A 13,413-nucleotide genomic window follows, 5' to 3' on the forward strand; every position below is an offset into this window, starting at 1 on the left:
GCTATGAGCCATACAAAGGTGTTGGTAGCCGATGACGATCCAAACGTATGCGAAATCATTCGCCTGTACTTTGCGAAGCAGCAGATTGACCTGGTAGTGGCCAGCGACGGCAGACAAGCGCTGGAGCTGGTGGAAAAAGAATCGCCGGACATGATTATTCTCGACGTCATGATGCCGCAGATGGACGGCTTTGAGGCGTGCCGCGAAATCCGCAAAAGATGGGACACGCCGATCATCATGCTTACGGCAAAGGACGAAGAATTTGACCGTGTGCTCGGCTTGGAGCTTGGGGCAGACGATTATGTAACGAAACCATTCAGTCCGCGTGAACTGGTGGCCAGGATTCGGGCCATCCTCAGAAGAATGCAGCCGAGGGAAAAGGTGGAGGAAGACGCGGCGCGCCTGCTCACATTCGATCAGTTGTCCATTGATTTGGACAAGCGGGAAGTGATCGCAGCCGGTGAAAAAATCAGCTTTCGCCCAAAGGAGTTTGACCTGCTGGTCCATCTGGCAAAATCGCCGGGCAGCGTCTTTTCGCGTGAGCAATTGCTGGAACAAATCTGGGGTTTTGACTATTTTGGCGACATCCGCACGATTGACGTGCACATCAAAAAGATTAGGCAGCGGCTGAGCAAGCTTCCCTACGAATGCATCCACACGGTGTGGGGAATCGGCTACAAATTCGAGGTGGACAAGTAATGCTGGGGATGTCGAAAAGCATCTTCCGCCGCCTGTTGTTCAGCTATCTTGCCACCGTGCTGATCGGATTGGGCATCTCCGGTCTGTTGATCTCCTTTTTCGCCAAGGAATACTTTTACAATGCCAAGCAACAGGAACTGCTGCGCCAGGCGAAAAAAGTGAACGTACAGATAAATGACAGCCGTCGGGTTAATGCACGTCTGCTGGAACAACTGCGTAATCTGGACGAAACGTACGATGTGCGCATCTGGCTGTTTGACGCTGATGGGAAGATTGTCGCTACCTCGATGAAAGACGAAGTGTTTACGGGAAAATCGGTCGCGATGTCGATCGCCAACAAGGTGCTGAACGGGGAAAACGCGGTAACGGAACTGAAGATCGATGGCTTGGAGGACCCGATGCTCTCCGTCGCCATTCCCTGGGGAGAAGGAGAGGAGATCTACGGGGGGATCATTCTGCACGCCCCGATCGAAGGCATCGAGCGCACCTTTGCCCAAATGCGGGAAACCATCCTCTGGGCCACCCTGTTCGGCGTCCTGCTGTCCACGGCAATGGTCTCCTATCTCTCATGGTCGATCTCCCGGCCGCTGAAAAAAATCGAGCGCACGGCCACGGAAATTGGACGAGGCAACTACGCCGAGCGGGTCAAGATAGACACGGCGGACGAGATCAGCGACCTTGCGCAGACGATCAATACGTTGGCGGAAAAGCTGGAACGGGTGGAGCAGGAACGGCACCACCTGGAGCGGGTGCGCAACGATTTTCTCGCCAACGTGTCGCATGAGCTGCGGACGCCGCTGACGGCGATCCAAGGCTTTTTGGAGGCGCTGCAGGACGGCCTGGTGGAAGAGGAGGAAGCGCGGCAAAAGTATTACGCCGTGATGTACTCGGAAACGATGCAAATCAACCGTCTGGTAGACGACCTGATGGATTTGATGAAATTGGAGAACAACGAGGTGACGCTGGCCAGATTCCCGGTCGATGTGGCCGAGGTGATCAACAAGACGGCGTTTGCCTTTCGCCCTGAAGCGGCGGAGAAAGGGCTGGAGATCGAGGTGGCACTGGCGGACAACCTGCCGAAGATCTACGCCGATAAGGACCGTGTCGCCCAAATTGTGAAAAACCTGGTCAAAAATGCAGTGAAATTTACCGACGAAGGGACGATCCGCATCACCGCAGAACCGGATGGCGAGTGGGTGAAGATGTCTGTCGCCGACAGCGGCATTGGCATCGCTGCAGACGACCTCCCGCGCATTTGGGAACGGTTTTTCAAGGTAGATCGCGGACGTTCCAAGAAAAACAAGGGCACGGGGTTGGGGCTGGCGATCGTCAAAGAGCTGGTCGAACTGCACGACGGAACCATCACGGTGGAAAGCGAGCCGGGCTTGGGAACCACGTTTACGGTCTGGCTGCCGACCGTGGAAAAGTACCGTCAGGCGCAAGCGCAGTAATACGGCGTCGAAGCGGTTCGGGACGGTCATGATTTTTTCATAGTTTGTTCATGGTTTTTTCCCACTTCGCTCACGGAATGGCTATCTTTTCCCGTTACGCTATGAGTGTGACGGCGAGGTCGTCATGAACCTTGAAACGAAAGGGGAGAATGAACATGAAAAAAACATGGGTATCCCTGGCCGCTGTGGCTGTACTGCTGTCCGGCAGCCTGGTGGCATGCTCCAATGGAACGGACACGCCGGAACCGGCAACACAGCAGGACGGCGGAAGTGCCACGACTCCGGAGACGTCTACTCAAACGGAAAACCAATCGACCGACAGCTCGGTTTCTCAAGAACAATCGAACGCGAATGCTGGTGTAGCTGACTCGAATGCCGGCACGTCCGACGCCTCGACGGGGGCTTCTGACACCACCGGCTCCACCGATTCGGGTTCGACAGGTTCCGAATCTACTACCGATTCCGCCCAGAACTAACGGCGAGACATTCGGTCATAGGCGAGCAACACCACTCTTTCCCCGCATCCCTCCATGTATCCATATATGTCAGGACGGTTTTTACCGTCCTTTTTTGTTTTGGCGGCCATACGTTTTCTCGCAAGACAGTGGGTATTCAATATGACGGTGATTCATTGGCTGGTCTGGTTTCGGACGGTGTCGAAATTATTTCCAGTTGTATGAACAAACGAAATATTTTATAATTGCATAATATCGAAAGATTTTGAAAGGGGGCAATTTATTTGGAAGCAATCATTACGTGGATCAACGACCTTATTTGGAGTCCTGCAATGATTTATCTCTGTTTGGGGACAGGCTTGTTTTACTCGTTGGCGACCCGGTTTCTGCAGCTGAGACACTTTAAAGCCATGATCAAGCACATGTTTGAAGGAAAGAGCTCCGAGGCAGGGGTATCGTCTTTCCAAGCCTTGTCGATGGCGCTGTCCGGCCGTGTCGGGACGGGCAACATCGCCGGCGTGGCGACCGCGATCGCTGCAGGGGGACCGGGTGCGGTCTTCTGGATGTGGATGATGGCCTTTTTGGGGGCAGGTTCGGCGTTCGTCGAAGCCGCCTTGGGTCAGGTGTACAAAACCAAACAAGATGGCCAGTTTCGCGGCGGCCCTGCCTATTACATTGAAAAAGGGCTGAAGCTGAAATGGTACGCTGTCTTGTTTGCAGTGGTGACCGTCATTGCAACGGGCGTGCTGCTGCCGGGTGTGCAGGCAAACAGCATCGCGGCGGGGATCGAAAACGCCTTTAATATCCACCCTGCCATTACGGGTATTTTCCTGGTCGTGTTGTTGGCTGCGATCATCTTCGGCGGCGTCAAGCGGATTGCCAATGTAGCACAGGTAGTCGTGCCGTTTATGGCGCTGGGTTATATTTTGGTGGCCTTGATTATTGTCATTATGAACATTAACCAATTGCCTGGCGTGTTGAAGCTGATCTTCCAAAGTGCGTTTGGTGTGGACGCTGCCTTCGGCGGCATTCTCGGCGCCGCCATCTCCTGGGGTGTGAAGCGGGGATCTATTCCAACGAAGCGGGGCAGGGGACCGCGCCGCATGCAGCCGCCGCAGCAGAAGTGTCCCATCCTGCCAAGCAGGGGCTGGTTCAGGCGTTCTCCGTCTACGTGGATACGTGGTTTGTCTGTTCTGCAACCGCTTTCATGATTTTGATTACCGGCATGTACAACGTAACGCCTGAAGGAGCGGCGCCCATCGTGAACAACCTGGGTAACGTCGAGCCGGGTCCGATTTATACCCAGCAGGCTATCGAGTCGGTGTTTCCCGGCTTCGGCGCACCGTTTGTCGCGATTGCGCTCCTGTTCTTTGCCTTTACCACGATCATGGCCTACTACTACATGGCGGAGACCAACCTGGCCTATCTCAACCGCTACGTGAAGCGGCCCTGGACGGAGTACGCCTTGAAGATCGTCATCCTGGGGGTTACCTTCTACGGAAGCGTGAAGACGGCAGGTCTGGCCTGGACCTTGGGGGACATTGGCGTCGGCAGCATGGCGTGGCTGAACATCATCGCCATTCTGCTGCTCACCAAGCCGGCGCTGGCCGTGTTGAAGGACTATGAACGCCAGATGAAAGAAGGGAAAGACCCGGTATTCGATCCGGTCAAGGTGGGCATTGCCGACGCGGATTTCTGGGAGAAAGAATACAAGTACCAGGGCGAGTCGGATATGTCCAGAAGGAAAACGTCGTAATGTCGTAATGGTGAAAAGACCTCGGACTGCACATGCAGCGCCGGGGTCTTTTTCCGTTGCCGTTCAAATTGCGAAATCGGCGCCGCCGGTGGAAAAGAGAGGAGAGTTCGTCCGGAGCAGGCGCAATTGTGTTTTAATAAAAGTACACATCCATTTTCATGGCAGAGGGATGAAGCATGGAGAAAACACTGGTTCCCGAAGTATTGCAGATGATCGGTGAAGTGATCCCGGAGGGCGTGTCGATCGCCGTCTCGGACGATTCCCGCTACATTTACTATCAGCCCAGCGCCAGCATCGACCTGAAAATCAAACCGGGCGACGCAGTGCGGGAAGGCTCGGCGACGCACAAAGCGCTTACTGCTCGCCGGAAAGTGGCGCAATACGTGGAAAGCCGGGTGTTTGGCGTTCCCTATTACGGTGTCTCGCTGCCGCTTGTGCGCGGCGCACGGCTCGAGGGCTGCGTCACTGCGATATACCCTCGGGTGTTGATGCCGCATATGGCGCCGCTGCCGGCGCTGACCGTGCTGACCGGCAAGACGGACAACGGCTGGCTGCCTGTCCACGTGTCGGACATCATGTTTATCCGTTCACACGAGGGCAAAACGCTGCTGCACACGGCAAACGGCTCGTACGTCAACCGCTACAGCCTGACCGAACTGGAACGAATGCTGCCGCCCGAACAGTTCGTGCGCTGCCATCGGAGCTATCTGGTCAATATCGAAGCGGTTGGCTTTATCCATCCGCATTTTCATTCTACATTCATGCTGGAGATGAAAGACAAGCAGCGGACCCGCGTGCCGGTCAGCCAGTCCTACGCCAGCCATTTCCGGCAAAGGCTCGGGTTTTAAGGGACGTTAAGCCCTGGGCCTGTCGTTGGGCGCCGTTGATGTTCAGGGGTGTTTTTTCTGGCCTGCCGCCGCATTTTCTGGCTTGCGGGAAATCGAGTGCTCGTTCAGTTTGGATGTGCTACTGTGGTAGCAAACAGACGAACGAAATGGGCAGGTGGCTAACATGGTATGGGAGCGCTTACGCGATCAACGCCTGCGAGACAAAATCGTCCAGGCAGAGGAAGCGGCAAGCTGGATTGAGGATGGCATGACCCTCGGGCTGAGCGGGTTTACACGGGCCGGTGACGCCAAGGTCGTGCCGGTCGCCCTGGCAAAACAGGCAAAACAGGGGAGACGGCCGCTTACCGTCAACGTATACACGGGGGCGTCACTGGGCTCCGGCGTGGACACGGTGTTGGCGGAAGCGGGAATAGTCGGCAAGCGGCTGCCGTTTCAGGTGGATTCGGTGATGCGGCAAAAGATCAACGAGGGAGAACTGCTGTTTGTCGATCAGCATTTGTCCCATACGGCCGAGCTGATCCGCGCGGGAGTGATGGACCCGATTGATTATGCAATCGTGGAAGCGGTTGCAGTAACGGAAGACGGGATGATCATTCCGTCGACCTCTGTGGGCAATTCCAACGTCTTCGTGGAACATGCCAAGCACGTCATCATCGAGCTGAACGTGGCACAGCCGCTCGCGCTGGAAGGCATCCACGACATCTACACGCCAGGCCGGCAGGGGGAACGTGCGCCGATCCCGCTGACCTCGGCCGAACAGCGGATCGGGCAAAAGGGCATTCCGGTCGACCCGGAGAAAGTGAAGGGCATCGTCATCACTGAGCAGTGGGACTCTCCGTCCACGATCGCCGAGCCGGATGAGGAAACGGCGGTGATGGCCGGCCATTTGATCGAGTTTTTGCGTCATGAAGTGAAAAAAGGGCGGTTGCCGCGAAACCTGATGCCGTTGCAGTCCGGTATCGGTTCAGTCGCCAATGCGGTGTTCAACGGATTTTTGGAGTCGGAGTTTTCCGGTTTGACGGTGTATTCCGAGGTGCTGCAGGACGCTGTGTTTGAGCTGATTGACGCAGGCAAGGTGACATTTGCGTCCGGTTGTTCGATCACGCTGACGGCGGAGAAAATGAAACAGGTGGCAGCCAACTTCCACGCGTACCGCGACAAGCTGGTGCTGCGGCCGCAGGAGATCAGCAACCATCCCGAGATAATCCGCCGTCTGGGGCTCATCTCCATCAACACTGCCCTGGAGTTTGACATCTACGGCAACGTCAATTCGACCAACGTCCTGGGGACGCGTATGATGAACGGCATCGGCGGGTCCGGCGACTTTGCCCGCAATGCCCGCCTGGGGATATTTGTCACCAAGTCGGTGGCCAAGGGCGGCAAGATCTCCAGCATCGTTCCGTTTGTCTCCCACGTGGACCACACGGAGCACGACGTCGATATCGTCGTCACGGAGCAGGGATTGGCCGACCTGCGCGGTCTGGCGCCGCGCGAACGGGCCCGGCTGATCATCGAGAACTGCGCCCACCCGCTCTATCGTGATCAACTGCGCGACTACTTCCGGGAAGCGCTGGCGCGCGGCGGCCATACGCCGCATGTGCTGGAAAAAGCGTTCTCCTGGCACACGCGGTTCGCCAGGGAAGGCACGATGCTCGATATGACAACGGTCTCCTCCCGCTGACGGGGGAGACCGTTTGTTCGTTTCGAGCTTGGCCCATCAGCAGGGCCCAGGCGGTGGTTACGCCCGTTTGGCCGCTGCCACGGCGCGGTCGCTGAACGCTTTCAGGTAATCGAGATAGGTGCCCTGCTCATCCTCGTAGTTGCCGTTTTTGTTGGCCATACGGACCAACACCAGGTCCAGTTCCGGAACGACGAGCAGGAGCGGTCCGGAATGGCCGACGATCTTGTATGAGCCCCGGGGAACGCTGTCCCCGATGATGTACTGCGGCGACGGCCCCGAATTGACGAACCAGAGACAGCCGTTTTGAGGCAGGCCGGGGGGCAGCGACGAGGGCGACTGGCAGGACACGGACAGGCGAAATACCGCTTCCGGAGCGATTTGCTTGCCGTTGAGCTGACCGGCTTTCAGGTGGAGATACCCCCACCAGGCAAGCTCCCGCGCGGAAACGTGCAGATTGGGTTCCGCACCGGACGGGTCCGGGTGAACCAGCAGCTTGGCGGTATCCTTCTGATCCATGATGACCGGCACCAGCGTTTCCGCCGGAGCGGTACGCTAGCCGGTCTCCCGCCAGCCGAGCGGGGCAAAAATCTTCTCCTCCAGCAATTCGGCGACGGTCAGTCCGGTCACCCGGGGAACCAGCTCGGTGAGCAGTTGGATGCCCGTGTTGTTGTAAGCCCAGTCGGTGCCCGGTGCGAAGCGGCTGACCAGCCGGCCATCGCCATCGCGATCCAGTCCGTGCGTGTGGGTCAACAAATGGCGGACGGCGACTCCGTCCAGCAGGCGGCGGCTGTCCTCATCCGTAGAGAGGTAGCGGGAGACCGGTTCGTCCAGCGAGGCGATGCCGCCGGAGTGCACAGCCCAGGCGACCGCAAAGCCGATGTAGCTTTTGCGGACGGAAGCGACGTGAAACTGCGAATCGGCAGCCGCCGGACGGGCATCGGCTGCGTGGGAGTGGTGGCCGCTGTAGTGCTCCGCGACGATGCGGCCGCGCTGGATGACGTAGATGGCGCAGGCGGTACCGCCGTTCAGCCGGTTGATCCGCTCGGCGTATTCGAACAAGGAATCAAAGGCGGCAGTCGGTTTACAGGGCAGCATGTGACTCTCCTCCGAATCGATGGAAATGAAAGGGCGAACGTATGTACGTCTTTTTCGCGGGAAAACGGGGAAATTCCTGCCGGAAAAACGGATGAATGAAGGGGAAAACCGTGAATGGGAGGAGGAAATGCGTCACTTTTCCTTTCAAACAAAAGTTTAACAAGGGGCTGGCCAGACTTAGAAATCGGCCGGCCGATCAGCTTGCGGAGGAGGCGCGAACATAATAAAAAGGCCGTCACTTTCTGCGTGACGGCCTCGCTTTTGCCGCTGCGATTATTTGCGATACAGCGGGTACTCCACCTCGGCGGGGACGCGGATGGCGACGAGGCGCAGCGATTCACCCGGATCGGCTTGGAAAACGACCGATTCCGTCCCGTTGGTTGTGACGACGGTGAAGTCGCCTGTTTCCAGGGGAGCGTTGTCCGCAGGGCCGCCGTCCGCCTGCCGCTGCGGCCAGGCAGTGCCGCGGCCGCTCACCACCACGGCCGCCAGAGCGTATCCGTCCGGAAGAGAATAGGTCCAGGATTGTCCTGCCGCGATCTCAATATCGGCCATCTCCGCGTCGGTCACGAGCCGGATGGGCGCCTGTGGGCCGATCACATGTTTGATCCGGACGCCGTCCGCTTCCTCCACGGGAAACTGTTCATGGTCGTATTGATGGTACGTGGGTGCTTCCTTGACGGCGCGGGCCAGATGCGGTTCAAACCAGATCTGAAACATTTCCGTTCCCGCCGGCAGTTCTTCCGCGTGATAGACGCCTGAGCCGGTCTGCATGACCTGTGCGCCACCGGTCGAGACCTGCTGCAGGTTGCCAAGCGTATCGCGATGCCCCACCGTGCCTGTCAAGACGTACGAAATGATTTCAAAACCGGAGTGGGGATGCAGGGGAATCTCAAACGTGGCCAGCGATTTGGCCCAGGCCCAGTAAAACAGCGGGCCGACGCGCTTGACAGCCGAGTGTTCGTGCGGAAAACCGATCGGTTTGTTCTCCACGATCTCGCCGCTGCCGAAATGACCTTTGCCTTGTTCGTTTGGCGAATAAACAGCGATGTGCATGTGCAGTTCCTCCTTCAACACAGGGATGCGGTCTCCGAAAGCTACCATTTATCGTGCGATGATCAGAACAGGACGTAAGCGCCGGGGCCGATCAGGGCCACTCCGATTGCCACCGCAATCAGCACCAGGTTGTATTCGTATCCGTTTTGCGTCACCCAGTAGCCATTGGCGCCGTGAACTTTGACGATTGCCACCAGCATGGTCAGGGCGATCAACAGCGCACCGACCCACGTGCCGACACCGGCGGCAAACAGCAGGCCGCCCACCAGCTCACCCAGTCCGGCCAACAGCGCCATGGTAACGCCCGGCTTCAATCCGATGGACTCCATCCATCCGCCGGTTCCTTTCAATCCGTGGCCCCCGAACCAGCCAAACAGTTTTTGGGCGCCGTGCCCCGCAAACGTCAATCCCACGACCAGACGAATGATCAACAAACCAAGATCCATCATGATGTTCATCTCTCCTTCATATATTTTAATTTTAAATATCTCAAAATCAAGATGTTTGTCCGAAAAGGCCGGCGGGCCTTAGAAGGTCTCCGCCAGTTTTGCTGCCTTTTCCAAGCCTTCCTGCACGATCGCTTCGGCTTTGTCCGGGAATTGGTTGTGCCCCTCCACGATCACGGTGGAGATGTCTTTCACTCCGAGGAAGCCGAGGACGTTTTGTACAAAGTTTACAGCCATTTCCGCCGCCGCAGCCGGACCTTCGGAGTAGATGCCGCCGCGCGCGTTCAGCAGGGCCACTTTTTTGTTGTTCAGCAGGCCAACCGGACCTTCCGGGGTGTATTTAAACGTTTTGCCGGCCTGGCACAGGTAATCAATGTAGGTATGCAGCACGGCAGGCACGGTGAAGTTCCACAGCGGGAAAGCGAACACCACCTTGTCGGCCTCCAGGAACTGATTCAGATACTTGTTCACCAGATCGGCTGCCTTCTGTTCTTCTGCGGTCAGCTCCATGCCTTGGCCGGATTTGTACATGGCGTTGATTTTCGTCACGTCGTAGTAAGGCAGGTTTTCCGCAAACAGGTCCAGTTCCACTACCTCGTCGTTCGGATGGGATTCTTTGTAGCTATCCAGAAACGCGTGGTACAGCTTCACGCTGACGGATTGTTCAATGGGACGGTTGTTGGCTTTCACAAACAGAACTTTGCTCATGCGGTTTCTCCTTTCATTTTGTAAGTCAATAACCTTTGTTTTGTAAATCTTGATTTCAAGATTATTATCTCTCCGCTGTTTTGTCAAGGTCTTTATTGGCTGCGGGCAGCAGGCATTTTCTAAAATCGTTCCTGCGCGGCCCTCCCCAGCTTTTTCAGCAGCGCGATCGCCTGCTGTTTTTCCTCGGCGGTAAGGCCGCTCACAGCCTTTTCGATCGCTTCCTTGTGGGACGGAAAAATATCAGCCAAAAACTGTTTGCCCTGGTCGGTCAGCTCCGCGTAAATGACGCGCCGATCCTCTGCACAGGGCTTGCGTACCAGCAGCTTCTTTTTTTCTAGTTTATCCACAACGTAGGTAATGTTTCCGCTGGAGATCAGGATTTTTTCGCCGATTTGCTGCAACGGTTGGGGGCCTTTATGAAACAGGACTTCCAGGACGCCAAATTCTGTCGGGTTCAATCCATGGCGGCGGATGTCGCGGTTGACATGGGCCGTGACCCAGTTGTAGGAACGGGACAGCGCAATCAGGAGCTCAAGTGACTCGTTTCGCTGCTGCGTATCTGTCATAAAGGATGGCCCTCCTTTTTGTTTTGATGTTTAATATCTCTAATTTGAGATAATGGTACACGAGAGGGATTGTCTTGTCAATTAGCCGAGCTGACAGGGGATAGCGGCATGAAAGGCGACACCCCCTGGTGCTTGCGATGCGAGCGGGCAGAGGGTGCCGGCAGTACGGCCTAGTATTCCACTTTGGTGACTTCCTCCAGCGGGCCCAGCGGATTTTCCTTTGCTTCCCGCAGTTCTTTATCCCGCAGTTTTTCGTGGCTTTCGTCGGACAGGTCAAAGAAAAAATACTCGTCTTCGTGATTTTGCTTTTCTCGTTGATCAGCCAATTGAGATCCCACCTGTTTTTCGCTTAGTGTGCGCGAAACAGGGCGGCTCATGCAGCTTGTCTCGGTATACCTGTCCCATGCCGGGCGCAATCCCGATGTGCGCCGAAGATTGGTTGCGGGGCGGCAGGCGCGTTTCTTGTCTGGGGAAAGGGGCGTGTGTTTTTTCTTTTCAAACATTTGTTTATGTGATAAACTTTTGTTTAGAAAGAGAATGTGATAAGAAACAGGGAATGATGTCGGAAGAAAGGAGGAGGGGCGTGGACAAGGAACAGCTCATCCTGCGCTACATTCGTGAAAATCCGTTTATCAGCCAGCAGGAGCTGGCCGACAAGATCGGCATTTCCCGCTCGGCGGTGGCCGGGTACGTCGCCCAGCTCACCAAACGGGGCGAGATCAAGGGACGTGCCTATGTGCTGCGCGACGAAGGGCGGATCGTCTGCATCGGCGGAGCCAACCTGGACCGGAAGGCGCGCGGGAAGCAAAAAGTGCGGCTGCATTCGTCCAATCCGGTGGCCATCACCGAGTCGTGCGGTGGTGTTGCGCGCAACATCGCCGAAAACCTGGGGCGGCTGGGCACAAGCGTCACGCTGATCAGCTGCGTCGGTGAAGACAAAGAGGGCGAATGGATTTTGCAGGAGACGAAAAGACACGGCGTGGACGTCAGCCAGGTATGGCGGCTGCCGGCCCAACGCACGGGCACCTACACCGCGCTTCTGGACATCGACGGGGAGATGGTGGTCTCGCTGGCCAACATGGACATCTACGACGCGCTTACCCCGGAGATGTTTGCAGACAAGTGGTCCCATATCGCGGCAGCGCGGGCCGTTTTTCTCGATACCAATCTGCCGGCGGATTGCCTGGCGTACATCATCCAGCGCTGCAAACAGGAAAACATCCCGCTGTATATCGATCCGGTCTCTTCCGCGAAAGCGAAGAAACTGCCGGAGAGACTGGACGGCGTGGACGCGATCCTGCCCAATCGGGAAGAGGCGGAACTGCTGGCCGGCATGTCAATCACGTCGATCGAGGAGTGCGCCGAGGCGTGCCGTCAGATCCGGGAGCGGGGCGTCAAGCGGGTGGTCGTCACGCTGGGCGAGCAAGGCGTGTACTATCAATCGGCGGAGCAGGCGGAGCACCTGGCCCCGTATCCGACAGAGGTGGTGGATGTCACCGGCGCGGGCGACGCATTTGCCTCCGGACTTTTATACGGCATCGTCAACAATGAACCATTCGGACAAGCCTGCCGCCTCGGATTGGCCGCATCCGCCCTGACCCTGCAGACGGAGCAGTCGGTCTCGCCGCTGCTGCAGCCGGAACAGCTCGCACAAACAGTAAGCCAGTATGAAAAGGAGCGATAATCCATGAAACAATATCTCACCTGCACGGAAGAAGTGCGTCACGCGCTGGAGAACAACCAGCCGGTCGTGGCGCTGGAGACGACGATCATCTCACACGGCATGCCGTACCCGCAAAACATCGAAATGGCCAAAGAAGTGGAGCGCATCATCCGCGACAACGGCGCCGTGCCGGCCACCATCGGGATCATGAACGGAAAAATCAAGATCGGGCTGACCGAGGCCGAACTGGAGGAATTTGCCACCAACAAATCGGTGGAAAAAGTAAGCCGCCGCGACTTTCCGTACATTCTGGAGAGCGGCAAAATCGGCGCCACCACTGTAGCCGCCACGATGATCGCCGCGCAGTTGGCCGGCATCCGCGTGTTTGCCACCGGCGGCATCGGCGGGGTGCACCGCGAAGGGGAGATCACCTGGGACGTGTCCGCTGACCTGACCGAACTGGCCCAAACCAACGTGGCCGTCGTCTGCGCCGGAGCCAAGTCGATTCTCGACCTGGGCCGCACGCTGGAATACCTGGAGACGCAAGGTGTGCCGGTGGTCGGCTACCGCACGGTTGAGTTCCCGTCCTTCTTTGCCCGCGAGAGCGGCTTTGGTGTCGATTTCCGCCTGGACACGCCGGAGGAAGTGGCGACGCTGATGGACACCAAGTGGCAGTTGGGACTGAACGGCGGTCTGGTCATCGCCAATCCGGTGCCGGAAGCGGACGCGCTGAATCACCGCGAGATCGAAGCCGTTATCCAGCAAGCGCTGGCGGAAGCCAAGGAAAAGGGCATCACCGGAAAGCAAGTGACACCATTCCTGCTCGACCGGGTCAAACAGTTGACGGCCGGCAAGAGCCTGCAGACCAACATCGCTCTGGTGAAACACAACGCGGAAGTAGCGGCGAAGATTGCCGTCGCCTATCACGCCAAGAAAAACTGAAACGGCACGCAATAACAGCGGCCGCCATTGTGCGCTGTCCAAAAACG

General features: G+C 57.2%; 14 protein-coding genes and 1 pseudogene. 8 read left to right on the plus strand and 7 right to left on the minus strand.

The window, feature by feature from the left end; genetic code table 11:
- Positions 1-3 precede the first annotated feature (3 nt).
- The 6 genes and pseudogenes from IRT44_RS06800 (at position 4) to IRT44_RS06825 (ending at position 6,890) form a co-directional block, all read left to right on the plus strand.
- Positions 4-699 carry a response regulator transcription factor gene (locus IRT44_RS06800; RefSeq protein WP_171566052.1) on the plus strand — a complete coding sequence of 232 codons (696 nt, stop codon included), beginning with the start codon at positions 4-6 and terminating at the stop codon, positions 697-699.
- Positions 699-2,150, plus strand: coding sequence for a sensor histidine kinase (locus tag IRT44_RS06805; RefSeq protein ID WP_230077648.1), 1,452 nt, complete (start codon positions 699-701; stop codon positions 2,148-2,150). Before IRT44_RS06800 ends, IRT44_RS06805 begins: the two co-directional genes overlap by 1 nt.
- A gap of 155 nt (positions 2,151-2,305) precedes the next feature.
- Positions 2,306-2,626, plus strand: a complete 321-nt coding sequence (locus IRT44_RS06810) for a hypothetical protein (RefSeq protein WP_171566055.1) — start codon at positions 2,306-2,308, stop codon at positions 2,624-2,626.
- Between the two features lie 311 nt (positions 2,627-2,937).
- Positions 2,938-4,361: pseudogene (locus IRT44_RS06815) on the plus strand (alanine/glycine:cation symporter family protein).
- A 176-nt stretch (positions 4,362-4,537) separates the two neighbouring features.
- Positions 4,538-5,209: a LytR/AlgR family response regulator transcription factor gene (locus tag IRT44_RS06820; RefSeq protein WP_212133017.1), complete on the plus strand. Its 672-nt coding sequence runs from the start codon at positions 4,538-4,540 to the stop codon at positions 5,207-5,209.
- A 163-nt stretch (positions 5,210-5,372) separates the two neighbouring features.
- Complete coding sequence (locus IRT44_RS06825) at positions 5,373-6,890, plus strand: succinyl-CoA:acetate CoA-transferase ScpC (RefSeq protein WP_230077649.1); 1,518 nt, start codon at positions 5,373-5,375, stop codon at positions 6,888-6,890.
- Positions 6,891-6,947: 57 nt separating this feature from the next.
- On the opposite strand, the gene IRT44_RS19370 is transcribed toward IRT44_RS06825, so the two are convergent.
- The 7 genes from IRT44_RS19370 to IRT44_RS06855 all read right to left on the minus strand — a co-directional run bounded on the left by IRT44_RS19370 (position 6,948) and on the right by IRT44_RS06855 (position 11,087).
- Positions 6,948-7,406, minus strand: coding sequence for a serine hydrolase family protein (locus IRT44_RS19370; protein WP_212133018.1), 459 nt, complete (start codon positions 7,404-7,406; stop codon positions 6,948-6,950).
- Positions 7,407-7,442: 36 nt separating this feature from the next.
- A complete protein-coding gene (locus IRT44_RS19375) occupies positions 7,443-7,985 on the minus strand; it encodes a serine hydrolase domain-containing protein (RefSeq protein ID WP_326838942.1) in 543 nt (180 codons plus the stop codon).
- A 273-nt stretch (positions 7,986-8,258) separates the two neighbouring features.
- The gene (locus tag IRT44_RS06835) at positions 8,259-9,041 is read right to left on the minus strand and encodes a pirin family protein (protein WP_230077650.1); all 783 of its coding nucleotides are present in this window, start codon (positions 9,039-9,041) and stop codon (positions 8,259-8,261) included.
- Between the two features lie 62 nt (positions 9,042-9,103).
- Positions 9,104-9,490, minus strand: a complete 387-nt coding sequence (locus tag IRT44_RS06840; protein ID WP_171566062.1) for a DoxX family protein — start codon at positions 9,488-9,490, stop codon at positions 9,104-9,106.
- 78 nt (positions 9,491-9,568) lie between these two features.
- Positions 9,569-10,195: an FMN-dependent NADH-azoreductase gene (locus IRT44_RS06845; RefSeq protein ID WP_171566064.1), complete on the minus strand. Its 627-nt coding sequence runs from the start codon at positions 10,193-10,195 to the stop codon at positions 9,569-9,571.
- 119 nt (positions 10,196-10,314) lie between these two features.
- Positions 10,315-10,761, minus strand: a complete 447-nt coding sequence (locus tag IRT44_RS06850) for a MarR family winged helix-turn-helix transcriptional regulator (protein ID WP_171566065.1) — start codon at positions 10,759-10,761, stop codon at positions 10,315-10,317.
- A gap of 170 nt (positions 10,762-10,931) precedes the next feature.
- On the minus strand, positions 10,932-11,087 hold the full coding sequence (locus tag IRT44_RS06855; protein WP_230077651.1) for a hypothetical protein: 156 nt from the start codon (positions 11,085-11,087) through the stop codon (positions 10,932-10,934).
- A 257-nt stretch (positions 11,088-11,344) separates the two neighbouring features.
- Between IRT44_RS06855 and IRT44_RS06860 the strand changes: the two genes are divergently transcribed.
- Both IRT44_RS06860 and IRT44_RS06865 read left to right on the plus strand, forming a co-directional pair.
- Positions 11,345-12,445 (plus strand): carbohydrate kinase, encoded by a 1,101-nt coding sequence (locus tag IRT44_RS06860; protein ID WP_230077652.1) that lies wholly within the window; start codon positions 11,345-11,347, stop codon positions 12,443-12,445.
- Positions 12,446-12,448: 3 nt separating this feature from the next.
- A complete protein-coding gene (locus IRT44_RS06865; RefSeq protein WP_230077653.1) occupies positions 12,449-13,366 on the plus strand; it encodes a pseudouridine-5'-phosphate glycosidase in 918 nt (305 codons plus the stop codon).
- The last annotated feature ends 47 nt before the right edge of the window (positions 13,367-13,413 follow it).

It is taken from the genome of Brevibacillus sedimenti (assembly GCF_020923495.1).
Taxonomy (GTDB): Bacteria; Bacillota; Bacilli; order Brevibacillales; family Brevibacillaceae; genus Brevibacillus; species Brevibacillus aydinogluensis.